Origin of the sequence: Pseudomonas sp. LjRoot277 (assembly GCF_964253845.1) — a bacterium.
Classification (GTDB): Bacteria; Pseudomonadota; Gammaproteobacteria; order Pseudomonadales; family Pseudomonadaceae; genus Aquipseudomonas.
Map to the genome: position 1 here is coordinate 124,484 of NZ_CAXURI020000001.1, position 17,600 is coordinate 142,083.

17 protein-coding genes are annotated in these 17,600 nt (G+C 56.7%); 16 read left to right on the forward strand and 1 reads right to left on the reverse strand.

The window, feature by feature from the left end:
• The first annotated feature begins 408 nt into the window (after nt 1–408).
• The 16 genes from mnmG to glmS all read left to right on the forward strand — a co-directional run bounded on the left by mnmG (nt 409) and on the right by glmS (nt 16,205).
• Entirely contained in the window at nt 409–2,307 is a 1,899-nt protein-coding gene (gene mnmG / locus ACSQ87_RS00610) for a tRNA uridine-5-carboxymethylaminomethyl(34) synthesis enzyme MnmG (RefSeq protein WP_436273152.1), read from the forward strand.
• Nucleotides 2,304–2,948 (forward strand): 16S rRNA (guanine(527)-N(7))-methyltransferase RsmG, encoded by a 645-nt coding sequence (gene rsmG, locus ACSQ87_RS00615; protein WP_033059687.1) that lies wholly within the window; start codon nt 2,304–2,306, stop codon nt 2,946–2,948. Before mnmG ends, rsmG begins: the two co-directional genes overlap by 4 nt.
• A gap of 18 nt (nt 2,949–2,966) precedes the next feature.
• Nucleotides 2,967–3,764 (forward strand): ParA family protein, encoded by a 798-nt coding sequence (locus ACSQ87_RS00620; RefSeq protein WP_008155709.1) that lies wholly within the window; start codon nt 2,967–2,969, stop codon nt 3,762–3,764.
• A 9-nt stretch (nt 3,765–3,773) separates the two neighbouring features.
• A complete protein-coding gene (locus tag ACSQ87_RS00625) occupies nt 3,774–4,646 on the forward strand; it encodes a ParB/RepB/Spo0J family partition protein (protein WP_008027541.1) in 873 nt (290 codons plus the stop codon).
• A 147-nt stretch (nt 4,647–4,793) separates the two neighbouring features.
• Nucleotides 4,794–5,201 carry a F0F1 ATP synthase subunit I gene (locus tag ACSQ87_RS00630; RefSeq protein ID WP_007948092.1) on the forward strand — a complete coding sequence of 136 codons (408 nt, stop codon included), beginning with the start codon at nt 4,794–4,796 and terminating at the stop codon, nt 5,199–5,201.
• Nucleotides 5,202–5,217: 16 nt separating this feature from the next.
• The gene (gene atpB / locus ACSQ87_RS00635) at nt 5,218–6,087 is read left to right on the forward strand and encodes a F0F1 ATP synthase subunit A (RefSeq protein ID WP_223431352.1); all 870 of its coding nucleotides are present in this window, start codon (nt 5,218–5,220) and stop codon (nt 6,085–6,087) included.
• A 133-nt stretch (nt 6,088–6,220) separates the two neighbouring features.
• Nucleotides 6,221–6,478: a F0F1 ATP synthase subunit C gene (gene atpE / locus ACSQ87_RS00640; RefSeq protein ID WP_002555987.1), complete on the forward strand. Its 258-nt coding sequence runs from the start codon at nt 6,221–6,223 to the stop codon at nt 6,476–6,478.
• 56 nt (nt 6,479–6,534) lie between these two features.
• Nucleotides 6,535–7,005, forward strand: a complete 471-nt coding sequence (locus ACSQ87_RS00645) for a F0F1 ATP synthase subunit B (RefSeq protein WP_150657769.1) — start codon at nt 6,535–6,537, stop codon at nt 7,003–7,005.
• A gap of 12 nt (nt 7,006–7,017) precedes the next feature.
• A complete protein-coding gene (locus ACSQ87_RS00650) occupies nt 7,018–7,554 on the forward strand; it encodes a F0F1 ATP synthase subunit delta (RefSeq protein WP_008155712.1) in 537 nt (178 codons plus the stop codon).
• Between the two features lie 21 nt (nt 7,555–7,575).
• Nucleotides 7,576–9,120, forward strand: coding sequence for a F0F1 ATP synthase subunit alpha (atpA, locus tag ACSQ87_RS00655; protein WP_033059681.1), 1,545 nt, complete (start codon nt 7,576–7,578; stop codon nt 9,118–9,120).
• Between the two features lie 50 nt (nt 9,121–9,170).
• Nucleotides 9,171–10,031: a F0F1 ATP synthase subunit gamma gene (gene atpG, locus ACSQ87_RS00660; RefSeq protein ID WP_033059680.1), complete on the forward strand. Its 861-nt coding sequence runs from the start codon at nt 9,171–9,173 to the stop codon at nt 10,029–10,031.
• Between the two features lie 27 nt (nt 10,032–10,058).
• On the forward strand, nt 10,059–11,438 hold the full coding sequence (gene atpD, locus ACSQ87_RS00665; RefSeq protein ID WP_033059678.1) for a F0F1 ATP synthase subunit beta: 1,380 nt from the start codon (nt 10,059–10,061) through the stop codon (nt 11,436–11,438).
• A 45-nt stretch (nt 11,439–11,483) separates the two neighbouring features.
• Complete coding sequence (locus ACSQ87_RS00670; protein ID WP_008155716.1) at nt 11,484–11,909, forward strand: F0F1 ATP synthase subunit epsilon; 426 nt, start codon at nt 11,484–11,486, stop codon at nt 11,907–11,909.
• Nucleotides 11,910–12,025: 116 nt separating this feature from the next.
• The gene (glmU, locus tag ACSQ87_RS00675; RefSeq protein ID WP_223431351.1) at nt 12,026–13,393 is read left to right on the forward strand and encodes a bifunctional UDP-N-acetylglucosamine diphosphorylase/glucosamine-1-phosphate N-acetyltransferase GlmU; all 1,368 of its coding nucleotides are present in this window, start codon (nt 12,026–12,028) and stop codon (nt 13,391–13,393) included.
• 201 nt (nt 13,394–13,594) lie between these two features.
• Entirely contained in the window at nt 13,595–14,371 is a 777-nt protein-coding gene (locus tag ACSQ87_RS00680; RefSeq protein WP_223431350.1) for a DeoR/GlpR family DNA-binding transcription regulator, read from the forward strand.
• 1 nt (nt 14,372) lies between these two features.
• On the forward strand, nt 14,373–16,205 hold the full coding sequence (gene glmS / locus ACSQ87_RS00685; RefSeq protein WP_436273153.1) for a glutamine--fructose-6-phosphate transaminase (isomerizing): 1,833 nt from the start codon (nt 14,373–14,375) through the stop codon (nt 16,203–16,205).
• A gap of 201 nt (nt 16,206–16,406) precedes the next feature.
• On the opposite strand, the gene ACSQ87_RS00690 is transcribed toward glmS, so the two are convergent.
• Nucleotides 16,407–17,585: a spermidine synthase gene (locus ACSQ87_RS00690; protein ID WP_436273154.1), complete on the reverse strand. Its 1,179-nt coding sequence runs from the start codon at nt 17,583–17,585 to the stop codon at nt 16,407–16,409.
• Nucleotides 17,586–17,600 lie beyond the last annotated feature (15 nt).

The window sequence follows — 17,600 nt, forward strand, 5'->3', positions numbered from 1 at the left end:
TTAAGCCCTGTGAATAACTGCCACTAAGGGCAGTTGATAACAGGGCCTCAAAACTGAAGATAACCGCCCCTGTGGATAAGCACCCCTTTAATCCACAGGCTTAAACCGGTTATCCAAGGGCCTCCTTGGCACATGACCACAGGGTTTTGAATCTCTGTACATATTGAATATAAAGGTCTGTAGAGATCTATCCACAGAAATGTGGCTCAGTAGAAATAAACATAAAAACAAAGATTTAATAAATTTCTTTCTTTTTAATTTCTATAACCGCGACTTCTCCACAGCTGGTTAAATTTTGTGCAAAGGGTTCTTTAGGAAGGGCGAAGTCCCTATACTTGCCGACCAGGTCCAAAAACCTGAGCTCAAACTATTCCTGATTACCTAACTGAAGCAGGCACGAGGTGCGTGGTGGATTTCCCTTCCCGTTTTGAAGTGATCGTCATCGGCGGCGGTCATGCCGGTACCGAGGCAGCACTGGCCTCAGCACGTATGGGTGCAAAAACCCTGTTGCTGACGCATAACGTGGAAACCCTCGGTGCCATGAGTTGCAACCCCGCTATCGGTGGGATCGGCAAAAGCCATCTGGTCAAGGAAATCGATGCCCTCGGCGGCGCGATGGCCATGGCTACCGATAAAGGTGGTATTCAATTTCGCGTATTGAACAGCCGCAAAGGCCCGGCCGTGCGGGCAACCCGCGCTCAGGCTGATCGGGTTCTGTACAAGGCAGCTGTCCGCGAAATCCTCGAAAACCAGCCGAACCTGTGGATATTTCAACAGGCCGCCGACGACCTGATCGTCGAGCAGGAACAAGTGCGCGGTGTTGTCACCCAAATGGGCCTGCGTTTCTTCGCGGATTCCGTGGTGTTGACCACTGGCACCTTCCTCGGTGGACTTATCCACATCGGAATGCAAAATTTTTCCGGTGGCCGTGCCGGTGATCCGCCGTCGATTGCCCTGGCTCACCGTCTGCGTGAATTGCCACTGCGTGTCGGTCGCCTGAAAACCGGTACGCCACCGCGTATCGACGGCCGATCTGTGGATTTTTCGGTGATGACCGAGCAAGCAGGCGATACACCGATCCCGGTGATGTCGTTCATGGGTTCCAAAGAGCAGCATCCGAAACAGGTCAGCTGCTGGATTACCCACACCAACGCCCGTACCCACGAAATCATTGCCGCCAACCTCGATCGTTCGCCGATGTATTCCGATGCAGGTGTGATCGAAGGTATCGGCCCGCGTTACTGCCCGTCGATCGAAGACAAGATCCATCGCTTTGCCGACAAGGAAAGCCATCAGGTCTTCATCGAACCGGAAGGCCTGACGACCAACGAGCTGTACCCGAACGGGATATCCACATCCCTGCCGTTCGACGTGCAACTGCAGATCGTGCAATCGATCCGCGGCATGGAAAACGCGCACATCGTTCGTCCGGGTTATGCCATCGAATACGACTACTTCGACCCGCGTGACCTGAAGTACAACCTCGAAACCAAAGTTATCGGCGGTCTGTTCTTCGCCGGGCAAATCAATGGCACCACCGGTTACGAAGAAGCCGGCGCCCAGGGTTTGCTGGCCGGGGCCAACGCCGCGCTGCGTGCTCAGGGCAAAGATGCCTGGTGCCCGCGTCGCGACGAGGCGTACATCGGAGTGTTGGTCGACGACCTGATTACCCTGGGTACCCAGGAGCCGTATCGGATGTTCACGTCCCGCGCCGAATACCGCCTGATCCTGCGCGAAGACAACGCCGACCTGCGCTTGACCGAAAAAGGTCGCGAACTGGGTCTGGTGAATGACGCGCGTTGGGCTGCGTTCTGCACTAAACGCGAAAGCATCACGCTGGAAGAGCAACGCCTGAAAAGTACCTGGGTTCGCCCGGGCACCGAGCAAGGCGATGCGATTTCCGAAAAATTCGGCACGCCGCTGACCCACGAATACAACTTGCTCAATCTGCTTAGCCGTCCAGAAATCGACTACGCTGGTCTGATCGCCGTGACCGGTGGCGGCGCAGAAGATCCACAAGTCGCCGAGCAGGTCGAAATCAAGACCAAATACGCCGGTTACATCGATCGCCAACAGGATGAAATCGCACGGCTGCGGGCCAGCGAAGACACAAAACTGCCTGTGGATATCGATTACACGAACATTTCCGGTCTCTCCAAAGAGATCCAGAGCAAGCTCGGTGCGACCCGTCCAGAGACTTTGGGCCAGGCGTCGCGTATCCCGGGTGTGACGCCGGCAGCGATTTCGCTGTTGATGATTCATTTGAAAAAACGCGGCGCGGGCCGTCAGTTGGAGCAAAGCGCTTGAGTTCGTTGGTCACCTCGCAACACGCAGAAGAGTTATCCACAGGTGCTCGCCAGCTCGGTGTCACGCTGACAGAAACCCAGCATGCCCAGCTGCTGGGTTATCTGGCCCTGTTGATAAAATGGAACAAGGCTTACAACCTGACTGCCGTACGCGATCCGGATGAAATGGTTTCCCGTCACTTGCTCGATAGTTTGAGCGTGATGTCGTTCGTCGAAAACGGTCGCTGGCTGGACGTCGGCAGCGGTGGCGGCATGCCGGGTATTCCGTTGGCCATCCTGTTTCCAGAGTCCCAAGTGACCTGCCTGGACAGCAACGGCAAGAAAACCCGCTTCCTGACCCAGGTCAAACTCGAACTCAAACTGGATAACCTGCAAGTTATCCACAGTCGCGTCGAAGCTTTCCAGCCTGATCAGCCATTCAACGGGATCATCTCCCGGGCGTTCAGCAGCATGGAGAACTTCAGCAACTGGACTCGCCACCTCGGCGACACCGAAACACGTTGGCTGGCAATGAAGGGCGTTCATCCCGCCGATGAGCTGGTAGCATTGCCGGCAGACTTCCACCTCGATAGCGAACACGCCCTGGCCGTACCCGGTTGCCAAGGCCAACGCCATCTGCTGATACTGCGCCGCACGGCATGATTGGGAACACAAGCAAGAATGGCTAAGGTATTCGCGATAGCGAACCAAAAGGGCGGTGTGGGCAAAACCACCACCTGCATCAACCTCGCAGCATCGCTGGTCGCTACCAAGCGCCGGGTGCTGTTGATCGATCTCGATCCACAGGGCAACGCCACCATGGGTAGCGGTGTGGATAAACACGGCCTGGAAAATTCGGTCTACGACCTGCTGATCGGCGAATGCGATCTGGCCCAGGCCATGCACTATTCCGAGCACGGTGGTTACCAACTGCTGCCGGCCAACCGCGACCTGACCGCGGCCGAAGTGGTTCTGCTGGAAATGCAGATGAAGGAAAGCCGCCTGCGCAGTGCGTTGGCGCCGATCCGTGAAAACTACGATTACATTTTGATCGACTGTCCACCGTCGTTGTCGATGCTCACGCTGAACGCTTTGGTTGCCGCCGATGGGGTGATTATCCCCATGCAGTGCGAGTACTTCGCGCTCGAAGGCTTGAGCGACCTTGTGGATAACATCAAGCGCATCGCTGAGTTGCTGAACCCGAACCTGAAAGTCGAAGGCCTGTTGCGGACCATGTATGACCCGCGCCTGAGCCTGATGAACGATGTTTCGGCGCAGCTCAAGGAACACTTCGGCGAGCAGCTCTACGACACGGTGATTCCGCGCAACATCCGCCTGGCTGAAGCACCAAGCTATGGCATGCCGGCGCTGGCGTACGACAAATCATCGCGGGGCGCCATTGCCTATCTGGCATTGGCGGGCGAGATGGTTCGTCGTCAACGCAAAAACTCACGCACTGCCGCTGCTCAGGCAACTTAAGGAATCCCCATGGCCGTCAAGAAACGAGGTCTCGGACGTGGACTGGATGCACTGCTGAGTGGTCCGACTGTCAGCTCGCTGGAAGAACAAGCGGTGCAGGCTGATCAGCGTGAGTTGCAGCACCTGCCCCTGGACCTGATCCAGCGCGGCAAGTACCAGCCGCGCCGGGACATGGACCCTCAGGCGCTGGAAGAGCTGGCGCAGTCGATCAAGGCTCAGGGCGTGATGCAGCCGATCGTGGTTCGTCCGATTGGCAGCGGTCGCTTCGAAATCATCGCCGGTGAACGCCGCTGGCGCGCCAGCCAGCAGGCTGGCCAGGAAACCATCCCGGCGATGGTTCGCGATGTGCCGGATGAAACCGCGATCGCCATGGCGCTGATCGAGAACATCCAGCGCGAAGACCTCAACCCGATCGAAGAAGCGGTGGCCTTGCAGCGTTTGCAGCAGGAATTCCAGCTGACGCAGCAACAAGTGGCCGAAGCCGTGGGCAAATCCCGCGTGACCGTGGCCAACCTGCTACGCTTGATCGCGTTGCCGGAAGTCATCAAAACCATGCTGTCCCATGGCGACCTGGAAATGGGTCATGCCCGTGCTTTGCTCGGTTTACCGGAAAATCAACAGGTTGAAGGGGCGCGACATGTTGTCGCACGGGGGCTGACTGTACGCCAGACTGAAGCACTGGTTCGCCAGTGGTTGAGTGGTAAACAGGAACCTGCTGAACCGGTAAAGCCGGACCCGGATATCGCTCGACTCGAACAGCGTCTGGCTGAGCGCCTAGGCTCTGCGGTGCAGATTCGCCACGGTAAAAAGGGGAAGGGGCAGTTGGTGATCGGTTACAACTCCCTCGATGAGCTTCAAGGTGTGCTTGCACACATTCGCTGAAACATTTCCTCATGTAGCGTGCAGTCGGAAATCACTACCTGACAGTTGAATAGGGGCAGAACCGCCCCTATACTCTGCGCGCATTTTGTCGGCACAAATTATGCCAAGTTATTGAATTCTGGCAGCCGATCATTGGGGAGCAAAACGATGGAAAGCCGCACGCCAAACCGCTTGCCGTTCCATCGCCTGGCAGTTTTTCCGGTCTTACTGGCTCAATTTGTCGTTTTGGTACTGGCCGCTCTGGCGCTTTGGTACTGGCATGGAGTCGTAGCCGGGTACTCAGGACTCTGCGGAGGCCTGATAGCCTTGCTACCCAATGTTTATTTCGCTCACAGGGCATTTCGGTTTTCCGGCGCCCGAGCAGCTCAAGCCATCGTCCGGTCTTTTTATGCTGGCGAGGCGGGCAAACTAATTTTGACGGCAGTGCTCTTTGCATTGACGTTTGCAGGTGTGAAGCCATTGGCGCCGCTAGCTGTATTCGGCGTCTTCGTGTTGACCCAACTGGTCAGCTGGTTCGCGCCCCTGCTGATGAGAACAAGACTTTCGAGACCTTAGGGCGTTTGAGGCAACCATGGCAGAGACAACCGCTTCGGGCTATATCCAGCACCACTTGCAGAACCTGACCTTCGGTCAGCACCCAACTGGCGGGTGGGGTTTTGCCCACACCGCAGCAGAAGCCAAAGAAATGGGCTTCTGGGCTTTCCACGTCGATACTCTCGGCTGGTCGGTCGCGTTGGGTCTGATTTTCGTTCTTCTTTTCCGCATGGCGGCAAAGAAGGCGACTTCCGGTCAACCTGGCGGCTTGCAGAACTTCGTCGAGGTTCTGATCGAGTTCGTCGACAGCAGCGTGAAAGATACCTTTCACGGCCGTAATCCATTGATCGCGCCGTTGGCTCTGACGATTTTTGTCTGGGTGTTCCTGATGAACGCCGTCGACCTGGTTCCGGTCGACTGGATTCCGAAAGTGGCTGCCTTCATTACCGGCGACCCGCATCTGGTCTTCCGTGCTGTTCCGACCACTGACCCGAACGCGACCCTGGGTATGTCCCTGTCGGTGTTTGCGTTGATCATTTTCTACAGCATCAAGGTCAAGGGTATCGGCGGCTTCATCGGCGAACTGACCCTGCACCCTTTCGGCAGCAAGAACATCTTCGTTCAAGCCCTGCTGATCCCGGTGAACTTCCTGCTGGAGTTCGTGACGCTGGTTGCCAAGCCAATCTCCCTGGCACTGCGTCTGTTCGGCAACATGTACGCCGGCGAACTGGTCTTCATTCTGATTGCTGTGATGTTCGGCAGCGGTCTGCTCTGGCTTAGCGGCCTGGGCGTAGTTCTGCAGTGGGCGTGGGCTGTGTTCCACATCCTGATCATCACCCTGCAGGCGTTTATCTTCATGATGCTGACCATCGTTTACCTGTCGATGGCGCACGAAGAGAACCATTAAGACCAGTCTCGACTAGTCTGATGTCCCACTCGGTCAAACGAGTGGGTGCCCGAACAGGGCTATGAAACGATTTGTTTTACCGCTTTAAAATCTAAAAAACCTAAACCATACGACGTAAAAGTCGGGAGGAAAGATGGAAACTGTAGTTGGTCTAACCGCTATCGCTGTTGCACTGTTGATCGGCCTGGGCGCACTGGGTACCGCAATTGGTTTCGGCCTGTTGGGTGGCAAGTTCCTGGAAGGCGCAGCGCGTCAGCCAGAGATGGTTCCAATGCTGCAAGTCAAAATGTTCATCGTTGCCGGTCTGCTCGACGCCGTAACCATGATCGGTGTTGGTATCGCTCTGTTCTTCACCTTCGCGAACCCATTCGTTGGTCAACTCGCTGGCTAATTACTCGAACCTTCGAGTAATTGGTGTGATGTGCAACGAACGAGCGAGGTGTTGGCGTGAACATTAATGCAACCCTGATTGGCCAGTCCGTTGCGTTCTTCATTTTTGTACTGTTTTGCATGAAGTTCGTGTGGCCTCCGGTCATCGCGGCTTTGCACGAACGTCAGAAGAAGATCGCGGATGGACTGGACGCTGCCGCCCGAGCAGCTCGCGACCTGGAGTTGGCCCAAGATAAAGCGGGTCAACAACTGCGCGAAGCTAAAGCTCAGGCAGCCGAAATCATTGAGCAAGCCAAGAAACGCGGTAACCAGATCGTCGATGAGGCTGTTGAAAAAGCCCGTATCGACGCTGACCGTGTGAAGGTTCAGGCTCAGGCCGAGATCGAGCAGGAACTGAACAGTGTCAAAGACGCGCTGCGTGCCCAATTGGGTGCTCTGGCCGTTGGCGGCGCCGAGAAGATCCTGGGTGCCACAATCGATCAAAACGCGCACGCGGAGCTGGTAAACAAACTGGCTGCTGAAATTTAAGCGAGGGCGATCATGGCAGAATTGACCACGTTGGCCCGACCTTACGCTAAGGCAGCCTTCGAGCACGCCCAGGCCCACCAGCAACTGGCCTCTTGGTCAGCCATGCTCGGCCTGGCTGCAGCAGTGTCGCAAGACGACACCATGCAGCGCGTGCTCAAGGCCCCGCGACTGACGAGCGCAGACAAGGCCGCCACGTTTATTGACGTGTGCGGCGACAAGTTTGATGTGAAGGCACAGAACTTCATTAACGTCGTTGCCGAAAACGACCGTCTCCCGCTGTTGCCGGAGATTGCCGCTCTGTTTGACCTGTACAAGGCCGAACAAGAGAAATCGGTAGACGTTGAAGTCACCAGTGCTTTTGCATTGAACCAAGAACAGCAAGACAAACTCGCCAAGGTTCTCAGTGCACGACTCAACCGGGAAGTGCGCCTGCAAGTCGAGGAAGACAAATCCCTTATTGGGGGCATTGTCATCCGCGCCGGCGACCTGGTAATCGATGGCTCGGTTCGCGGCAAACTCGCGAACCTTGCCGAAGCATTGAAATCTTGAGTTTGAAGGGGCAGCAGAGCAATGCAGCAACTCAATCCTTCCGAAATAAGTGAAATTATCAAGGGCCGCATCGACAAGCTCGATGTGACCTCCCAAGCCCGTAACGAAGGCACTGTCGTCAGCGTATCTGACGGTATCGTGCGGATTCACGGTCTGGCCGACGTAATGTACGGCGAGATGATCGAGTTTCCGGGCGGCGTCTTCGGTATGGCTCTCAACCTGGAGCAAGACTCCGTAGGTGCCGTTGTATTGGGCTCTTACCAGTCTCTGGCTGAAGGCATGAGCGCCAAGTGCACTGGCCGCATCCTCGAAGTTCCGGTTGGTAAGGAACTGCTGGGTCGCGTAGTCGACGCACTGGGTAACCCAGTTGACGGCAAAGGTCCGCTAAACAACACCGAGACCGATGCGGTCGAGAAAGTTGCTCCAGGCGTGATCTGGCGTAAGTCGGTAGACCAGCCTGTACAGACTGGCTACAAGGCTGTCGATGCCATGATTCCTGTCGGCCGTGGCCAGCGTGAGCTGATCATCGGTGACCGTCAGATCGGTAAAACCGCTCTGGCGATCGACGCGATCATCAACCAGAAAAACAGCGGTATTTTCTGCGTCTACGTAGCGATCGGTCAGAAACAATCGACCATCGCTAACGTGGTTCGCAAGCTGGAAGAAAACGGCGCACTGGCTAACACCATCGTCGTTGCCGCGAGCGCTTCGGAATCTGCAGCACTGCAGTTCCTGGCACCGTACTCCGGTTGCACCATGGGTGAATTCTTCCGCGACCGCGGTGAAGACGCGCTGATCGTTTATGACGATCTGTCCAAGCAAGCAGTGGCTTACCGCCAGATTTCCCTGCTGCTGCGCCGTCCACCAGGCCGTGAAGCTTACCCAGGCGACGTGTTCTATCTCCACTCCCGTCTGCTGGAGCGCGCATCCCGCGTTTCGGAAGAATACGTAGAGAAGTTCACCAACGGCGCAGTGACCGGCAAAACCGGTTCCCTGACCGCACTGCCGATCATCGAAACCCAGGCTGGCGACGTTTCCGCGTTCGTTCCGACCAACGTGATTTCCATCACCGACGGTCAGATCTTCCTGGAATCGGCCATGTTCAACTCCGGGATCCGTCCTGCTGTGAACGCCGGTGTTTCGGTATCCCGTGTGGGTGGTGCCGCTCAGACCAAGATCATCAAGAAGCTCTCCGGTGGTATCCGTACCGCTCTGGCTCAGTACCGTGAACTGGCGGCATTCGCCCAGTTCGCTTCTGACCTGGACGAAGCGACCCGTAAGCAACTTGAGCATGGTCAGCGCGTTACCGAGCTGATGAAGCAGAAGCAATACGCACCAATGTCGATCGCTGACATGGCGCTGTCGCTGTATGCCGCTGAGCGTGGGTTCCTGACTGACGTTGAAATCGCCAAGATCGGCAGCTTCGAACAAGCGCTGATTGCTTTCTTCAACCGCGATCACGCCGAATTGATGGCGAAGATCAACGTGAAGGGTGACTTCAATGACGAAATCGACGCTGGCATGAAAGCCGGTATCGAGAAGTTCAAGGCCACCCAAACCTGGTAAGCCGCAGCGGGAGCCGCAAGGCTCCCGCTTGCTAACCTGATAGGTGTTACATGGCAGGCGCAAAAGAGATTCGCAGTAAGATTGCGAGCATCAAAAGCACGCAAAAGATTACCAGCGCCATGGAAAAAGTGGCGGTCAGTAAAATGCGCAAGGCACAAATGCGCATGGCTGCTAGCCGTCCTTACGCGGAGCGCATCCGCCAGGTTATTGGTCATTTGGCCAACGCCAACCCGGAATATCGCCACCCCTTCATGATCGAGCGTGAAATCAAGCGCGTCGGTTATGTCGTAGTGAGCAGTGACCGTGGTCTGTGTGGTGGCTTGAACACCAACCTGTTCAAGGCCCTGGTCAAGGACATGGCGGTAAACCGCGAAAACGGCGTCGAGATCGATCTGTGTGTTGTTGGTAGCAAGGGTGCGGCTTTCTTCCGCAACTTCGGCGGTAACGTCGTTGCAGCTATCAGCCACCTGGGTGAAGAGCCGTCGATCAATGATCTGATTGGCAGCGTCAAGGTGATGCTGGATGCCTACCTGGACGGCCGTATTGATCGCCTGTCCGTGGTGTCCAACAAGTTCATCAACACCATGACGCAACAGCCTACTGTGGAGCAGTTGATTCCACTGGAGGCAACCCCGGATCAATCGCTCAAGCACCACTGGGACTATCTCTACGAACCGGATGCCAAAGAGCTGCTTGACGGCTTGATGGTCCGTTACGTCGAGTCGCAGGTCTACCAGGCGGTGGTCGAGAACAACGCGGCTGAACAAGCTGCGCGGATGATCGCGATGAAGAACGCTACCGACAACGCCGGTGATTTGATCAGCGATTTGCAGCTGGTCTACAACAAGGCGCGTCAGGCTGCGATCACCCAAGAGATCTCGGAAATCGTCGGCGGCGCTGCCGCGGTTTAACGGTTCAAATATTCAGAGGATCCAGCTATGAGTAGCGGACGTATCGTTCAAATCATCGGCGCCGTTATCGACGTGGAATTTCCACGCGACAGCGTACCGAGCATCTATAACGCGCTGTTGGTACAAAGCGCGGCAGGGACCACTCTGGAAGTTCAGCAACAGCTGGGCGACGGCGTGGTTCGTACCATTGCGATGGGTTCCACCGAAGGCTTGAAGCGCGGTCTGGAAGTCAAGGACTCTGGCGCAGCCATCTCCGTACCGGTCGGTAAAGCCACCCTGGGCCGGATCATGGACGTTCTGGGCAACCCGATCGACGAAGCTGGCCCGATTGACACCGAAGAGCGCTGGGGCATTCACCGTCCTGCGCCAACCTTCGCTGAACAAGCTGGCGGCAACGACCTGCTGGAAACCGGCATCAAGGTTATCGACCTGGTTTGCCCGTTCGCCAAGGGTGGTAAAGTCGGTCTGTTCGGTGGTGCCGGTGTAGGCAAAACCGTAAACATGATGGAACTGATCCGTAACATCGCCATCGAGCACAGCGGTTATTCCGTGTTCGCCGGTGTGGGTGAGCGTACTCGTGAGGGTAACGACTTCTACCACGAGATGAAGGATTCCAACGTTCTGGACAAAGTGGCATTGGTTTACGGTCAGATGAACGAGCCGCCGGGTAACCGTCTGCGCGTAGCACTGACCGGCCTGACCATGGCCGAGAAGTTCCGTGACGAAGGTAACGACGTTCTGCTGTTCGTCGACAACATCTATCGTTACACCCTGGCCGGTACTGAAGTATCCGCACTGCTGGGCCGTATGCCTTCCGCAGTAGGTTACCAGCCGACCCTGGCCGAAGAGATGGGTACTCTGCAAGAGCGTATCACTTCGACCAAAAACGGCTCGATCACCTCGATCCAAGCGGTATACGTACCTGCGGATGACTTGACTGACCCGTCGCCAGCGACCACTTTCGCCCACTTGGACGCCACCGTCGTTCTGTCCCGTGACATCGCTTCCCTGGGTATCTACCCAGCGGTCGATCCACTCGACTCGACTTCGCGCCAGCTGGACCCGAACGTAATCGGCCAGGACCACTACGACACCGCTCGCGGCGTACAGTATGTTCTGCAACGTTACAAAGAACTGAAGGACATCATTGCGATCCTGGGTATGGACGAGCTGTCGGAAGCCGACAAGCAGTTGGTAAACCGTGCTCGTAAGATCCAGCGTTTCTTGTCGCAGCCGTTCTTCGTGGCTGAAGTCTTCACCGGTGCTTCGGGTAAATACGTTTCCCTGAAAGACACCATTGCTGGCTTCAAAGGCATCCTCAACGGTGACTACGACCACCTGCCAGAACAAGCGTTCTACATGGTCGGCGGCATCGAAGAAGCGATCGAGAAAGCCAAGAAACTGTAATCCCGGCGCCCGGCAACGGGCGCTAATTTAGGTTGAGGCAATCAGATGGCTATGACAGTCCATTGCGATATCGTCAGCGCGGAAGGGGAAATCTTCTCCGGCCTGGTCGAGATGGTGGTTGCGCACGGTGCACTGGGTGATCTTGGTATCGCTCTGGGTCACGCGCCGCTGATCACTAATCTCAAGCCGGGCCCGATCCGCCTGATCAAGCAGGGCGGGGAAGAGGAGGTGTATTACATCTCTGGCGGTTTCCTCGAGGTTCAGCCGAACATGGTCAAGGTACTTGCCGACACTGTGCAACGTGCTGCCGACCTGGACGAAGCCTCCGCTCAGGAAGCCGTTAAGGCTGCCGAGAAGGCCTTGCATGACCGTGGTGCAGAATTCGATTACGGTTCTGCTGCCGCACGTCTGGCCGAGGCCGCAGCTCAGCTGCGCACCGTCCAGCAGATCCGCAAGAAGTTCGGCCACTAATAGGCCACCGCTTGTTGTGCGATTGATTAAAAAGGGTAGCCTCGGCTACCCTTTTTTCTTTTCCGATATTCATTACCTGGTCGCAGCCGCCGACCACCCAGGATTGGTAGCCAGTCATGTCTTTAGAAATCGTTATCCTCGCTGCTGGTCAAGGCACTCGCATGCGTTCGGCACTGCCGAAAGTTCTGCATCCGATTGCCGGCAACTCGATGCTCGGCCATGTTATCCACAGCGCCCGGCAACTTGATCCACAGCGCATCCACGTAGTCATCGGTCATGGTGCCGATGCAGTGCGCGAACGTCTGGCGGCTGATGATCTGAATTTCGTCTTGCAGGACAAGCAGCTTGGGACTGGCCACGCCGTTGCTCAAGCGGTGCCTTTCATTGAGTCCGACACCGTCCTGATTCTTTATGGTGACGTGCCATTGATCGAAGTCGAGACTCTGCAGCGTCTGCTCAAGCAAGTAGCGCCGCAGCAACTGGGTTTGTTGACAGTAGAACTGGACGACCCGACCGGCTATGGCCGCATCGTCCGCAACGCCGACGGCAAAGTAACTGCCATCGTCGAGCAGAAAGACGCCAACGAAGCCGAACGAGCGATCACTGAAGGCAACACCGGCATTCTGGCGCTGCCGTTCGCGCAATTGGCTGGCTGGATGAGCCGTCTATCGAACAACAACGCCCAGGGCGAGTACTACCTGACCGACGTAATCGCCATGGCAGTCAGCGACGGTCTGGTGGTGGCCACCGAGCAACCGCATGACGCCATGGAAGTGCAGGGCGCTAACGACCGCAAGCAGCTTTCCGAGCTTGAGCGTCATTATCAGCTGCGCGCCGGCCGTCGTTTGATGGCTCAAGGCGTGACCCTGCGTGACCCGGCTCGTTTTGATGTGCGCGGTGAAATCACTGTCGGCCGCGACGTGCTGATCGACATCAACGTGATCCTCGAAGGCAAGGTCGTTATCGAGGACGACGTGGTAATCGGCCCGAACTGCGTGATCAAGGACAGTACCTTGCGCAAAGGTGTGGTGATCAAGGCCAACAGCCATATAGAAGGCGCGGTTCTCGGCGAAGGCAGCGATGCCGGCCCGTTCGCTCGTTTGCGTCCAGGCACTGTGCTGGAAGCACGCGCCCATGTGGGTAACTTTGTTGAGTTGAAAAACGCTCATCTCGGCGAGGGCGCCAAGGCCGGTCATCTGACCTATCTGGGTGATGCCGAGATCGGCGCGCGTACCAACATCGGCGCGGGCACCATTACCTGCAACTACGACGGCGCCAATAAGTGGAAAACCGTGCTGGGTGAAGATGTGTTCATCGGTTCCAACAACTCGTTGGTTGCGCCTGTGGATATCTCTTCGGGTGCGACCACGGCGGCGGGTTCGACCATTACGCAGAATGTGGATAACGCGCAGTTGGCCGTGGGCCGTGCGCGACAGAAGAATATCGATGGCTGGAAGCGGCCTGAGAAAATCAAGAAGAGCTGAGTTATCCACAGTTCTTGAAGATCAAAAGATCGCAGCCTGCGGCAGCTCCTACAGGGTGAACAAAAAACCCATTTGTGAGCGGCCGCAGGCTGCGATCTTTTTTTGTTATCCACAGGGCTTTTTATCGCCCCACGCTTGACGAAGTTTCGCCAATAGGTTTTGATTGCTTCCGTTATCTTTCGAATCGAAACTTACTAAGCCATGTCGAAACGCAATACGCCTCAACGCCGTCACAACATCCTCGCCTTGCTCAATGTGCAGGGCGAAGTCAGTGTGGATGAGCTGGCCAAGCGCTTCGAAACGTCTGAAGTTACGATCCGCAAGGATCTCGCGGCGCTTGAGACCAATGGTTTGCTGCTGCGCCGTTATGGCGGAGCGATCACCCTGCCTCAAGAGTTGGTGGCCGACCTTGGTCAGCCGGTGTCCAAATACAAGCAGGCCATCGCTCGCGCCGCCGTTACGCGGATTCGCGAGCATGCGCGGATCATCATTGACAGCGGCAGCACCACGGCGGCGATGATTCCGGAACTCGGCCAGCAGCCGGGCCTGGTCGTGATGACCAACTCGCTGCATGTCGCCAATGCCTTGAGCGAACTTGAGCATGAGCCGGTGCTGTTGATGACCGGCGGCACCTGGGACCCGCATTCCGAGTCCTTTCAGGGGCAGGTGGCCGAGCAAGTACTACGCTCTTACGATTTCGACCAGTTGTTCATCGGTGCCGACGGCATCGACCTGGTTCGCGGTACCACCACCTTCAACGAACTGCTGGGGCTGAGCCGAGTCATGGCTGAAGTCGCCCGGGAAGTGGTTGTCATGGTGGAGGCCGACAAGATCGGCCGCAAGATTCCCAACCTGGAGCTGCCCTGGAGCAGCGTCCATACCCTTATTACCGATGATCGCCTGCCGCTTGAGGCACGGGATCAGATTCAGGCCCGCGGAATCAACTTGATCCTCGCGGCTGTCAATCAGGAGAAATAGCATGTGTGGAATTGTCGGCGCAGTCGCAGAACGTAATATCACCGCCATCCTGCTCGAAGGCCTGAAACGCCTGGAATACCGTGGCTATGACAGTGCAGGTGTAGCGGTCTACACCAATGACCAAAAGCTTGAGCGCCTGCGTCGCCAGGGCAAGGTCAGTGAATTGGAACTGGCGCTGGCCGAAGAACCGTTGGTCGGCCGCCTGGGTATCGCCCACACCCGCTGGGCCACTCACGGTGCGCCGAGCGAGCGCAACGCTCACCCGCATTTCTCCGCTGATCTGGCGGTAGTCCACAACGGCATCATCGAGAACCACGAAGCCCTGCGCGAGCAACTGAAAGCCTTGGGTTACGTGTTCACCTCGGACACAGACACCGAAGTCATTGCTCACCTGTTGAACCACAAACTCAAGGATCTGCCTGATCTGACCGTTGCCCTGAAGGCTACTGTCAAAGAGCTGCACGGTGCATACGGTTTGGCGGTCATCAGCGCTAAGCAACCGGATCGTCTGGTTGCGGCCCGCAGCGGCAGCCCGCTGGTCATCGGTTTGGGCATGGGTGAAAACTTCCTGGCTTCCGATCAACTGGCCCTGCGCCAGGTCACTGACCGCTTCATGTACCTGGAAGAAGGCGATATCGCCGAAATTCGCCGTGACAGCGTGAAGATCTGGGACGTTAGCGGCCAAGTCGTCGAACGTGAGTCGGTGCAGTACCGCGATGGCGCCGAAGCCGCCGACAAGGGCGAATTCCGCCACTTCATGCTCAAGGAAATTCACGAGCAACCGGCTGTGGTGCAGCGCACCCTGGAAGGTCGCATCAGCCAGAATCAAGTGCTGGTGCAAGCGTTCGGTCCACAGGCTGCCGAGCTGTTCGCCAAAGTGCGTAACGTGCAGATCGTCGCGTGCGGCACCAGTTACCACGCCGGCATGGTTGCCCGTTACTGGCTCGAAGAACTGGCCGGCATCCCGTGCCAGGTCGAAGTCGCCAGCGAGTTCCGCTACCGCAAGGTGGTGGTGCAGGCCGACACGCTATTCGTGACCATTTCCCAGTCCGGTGAAACCGCCGACACCCTGGCTGCCTTGCGTAACGCCAAAGAGTTGGGTTACCTCGCCAGCCTGGCGATTTGCAACGTCGGCATCAGCTCACTGGTGCGTGAATCCGATCTGACTCTGCTGACCCAGGCCGGCCGCGAAATCGGCGTGGCCTCGACCAAAGCCTTTACCACTCAGTTGGTCGGTCTGCTGCTGCTGACTCTGTCCTTGGGTCAGGTCCACGGCACGTTGGCCAAAGGCGTCGAAGCCACATTGGTTGAAGAGCTGCGTCGCCTGCCAACCCGCCTCGGCGAAGCCCTGGCCATGGACGGTACCGTCGAAAAAATCGCCGAGCTGTTCGCCGAGAAAAACCACACCCTGTTCCTCGGTCGTGGCGCGCAATTCCCGGTGGCGATGGAAGGCGCTCTCAAGCTCAAGGAAATCTCCTACATCCACGCCGAAGCCTATCCGGCCGGCGAGTTGAAACACGGTCCATTGGCGCTTGTGGATAACGACATGCCAGTGGTCACCGTGGCACCGAACAACGAGCTGCTGGAGAAGTTGAAATCCAACCTCCAGGAAGTCCGCGCCCGTGGCGGCGAGCTGATCGTCTTCGCAGACGAACAAGCTGGCATGACCAATGGCGAAGGCACTCATGTTGTACAAATGCCGCACATCCACGACATCCTGTCGCCGATCCTCTACACCATTCCGCTGCAGTTGCTCTCGTATTACGTTGCTGTGTTGAAGGGCACTGACGTTGACCAGCCGCGCAACCTGGCGAAGTCGGTGACGGTGGAATAAGTTATCCACAGGTGATGGAAACATTAAAAATCGCAGCCTACGGTTGCGATTTTTTTTATCTGAATTGAGGACACTCCCTTCTGGAGGCTTCATGGGTGTTGAATTCTTCACAGCACTCAATTGGCTGGAACCAATCATGCCATCGTTTCCCGCTGAAACTCTTGAATTAGCGGCTCGGTATTTTGACGTCTGATAGCTGAACTATCCTGATATAGGTTTCATTTGTCGTGGGAGCGTGATGGGAGCATTTGGTGATAATCGCTCTAGCGCCCGCCGAAAACCTTCCACTTTGGCTATATCTCCTCGAGTTCTGTGGGTAATGACTCCATAGGCATAAGGGAGTAAACCTTCCAGCCAATCTCGTGGGTGGATTTCTACACTGTTCTCCAATGTCGACACGACCCAGTCGGGCAGCCACGACATATCGCGGTCCGAGAAGTTGACTTCGCCTGCGACCAGCAACGCCAGCGTGGTACGCAGCGGAGACTTGTCCTTCAATAATCTCTCTTGCAGCGCTTGGCAAGCGTCAGGGTCATCCAGTAACACGCGAAGATCGTTGGGTTTGCTCAGCTTCAGCGAGGCTGGAAGCAGCGCAGACAAGGCCGGTAACGAGTCCATCCAGCGTTTTTGCACCTCCAAATCAATTCCGACGAAATCCAGCGCCGGAGGCACAAGCGTCGCGTGACGGATAACCGTAGGTGTCAGGTAGCGCAGGCGAAGGCTCATGATGTCCATAAAGAGCCGGTCACTTGCGCATAAAGACTCCAACGCCGGTGCGGTGCGCGTAGTGATTGATGGAGGTGGGCCGATAATGAACGTCGCATTGCGTCGGTGCGGCAGGTAATGAATGTCGCCCCAGCTGTCGTTCAGGCAGTGTGCTAGCCAAGCCTGGGGCGTAGGACCGTTGAACGGGTCCAGATTCATGGGGACGCCAAAACCGTTGAACACCACATGACCGAGGGGATTGAGGCGGCTCTTCAATAGTTGGTGGAACCCGTGATCAAACACTATCGGGGCATAACCGCTCTGGGTGTAGAGGTCGACAATAATGACGTCGTACCGGTCGGGGGTGACGTCCAGGAAGTGCGCGGCATCGGCGACCACACTGTCAAAGACGATATTCGCTGCAAGTCGGTTCCGGTTGTCGAGGCTGCGCGAGAATGCGGTCTCGTCCAGATCAACAGACAACAGACTGGCCACTCTCGTGCTGGCTGCGATCGGCGCCAGCGCCACACCGTCCGAAAGCCCCAGCATCAGAACCGAGATTCGATTCTTGGACGGATCCCCCAAGAAACCGGTACATCCCATGTCATCATAATATTGGCCGCAGAAGATCTGTTCATGTCGAGCAGACTCAGGTCGATCCTTGAAATCCGGCATGGTAAAAGGCAACTC

Excerpts from the sequence above, each read along its gene's own strand:
- ACSQ87_RS00650 (WP_008155712.1), top strand. The coding sequence starts at position 7,018 with ATGGCAGAATTGACCACGTTGGCCCGACCTTACGCTAAGGCAGCCTTC.
- ACSQ87_RS00620 (WP_008155709.1), top strand. The coding sequence starts at position 2,967 with ATGGCTAAGGTATTCGCGATAGCGAACCAAAAGGGCGGTGTGGGCAAA.
- ACSQ87_RS00630 (WP_007948092.1), top strand. The coding sequence starts at position 4,794 with ATGGAAAGCCGCACGCCAAACCGCTTGCCGTTCCATCGCCTGGCAGTT.
- atpB (WP_223431352.1), top strand. The coding sequence starts at position 5,218 with ATGGCAGAGACAACCGCTTCGGGCTATATCCAGCACCACTTGCAGAAC.
- glmU (WP_223431351.1), top strand. The coding sequence starts at position 12,026 with ATGTCTTTAGAAATCGTTATCCTCGCTGCTGGTCAAGGCACTCGCATG.
- ACSQ87_RS00625 (WP_008027541.1), top strand. The coding sequence starts at position 3,774 with ATGGCCGTCAAGAAACGAGGTCTCGGACGTGGACTGGATGCACTGCTG.
- ACSQ87_RS00690 (WP_436273154.1), bottom strand. The coding sequence starts at position 17,585 with ATGCCGGATTTCAAGGATCGACCTGAGTCTGCTCGACATGAACAGATC.
- ACSQ87_RS00670 (WP_008155716.1), top strand. The coding sequence starts at position 11,484 with ATGGCTATGACAGTCCATTGCGATATCGTCAGCGCGGAAGGGGAAATC.
- glmS (WP_436273153.1), top strand. The coding sequence starts at position 14,373 with ATGTGTGGAATTGTCGGCGCAGTCGCAGAACGTAATATCACCGCCATC.
- atpD (WP_033059678.1), top strand. The coding sequence starts at position 10,059 with ATGAGTAGCGGACGTATCGTTCAAATCATCGGCGCCGTTATCGACGTG.
- atpG (WP_033059680.1), top strand. The coding sequence starts at position 9,171 with ATGGCAGGCGCAAAAGAGATTCGCAGTAAGATTGCGAGCATCAAAAGC.
- ACSQ87_RS00680 (WP_223431350.1), top strand. The coding sequence starts at position 13,595 with ATGTCGAAACGCAATACGCCTCAACGCCGTCACAACATCCTCGCCTTG.
- atpE (WP_002555987.1), top strand. The coding sequence starts at position 6,221 with ATGGAAACTGTAGTTGGTCTAACCGCTATCGCTGTTGCACTGTTGATC.
- atpA (WP_033059681.1), top strand. The coding sequence starts at position 7,576 with ATGCAGCAACTCAATCCTTCCGAAATAAGTGAAATTATCAAGGGCCGC.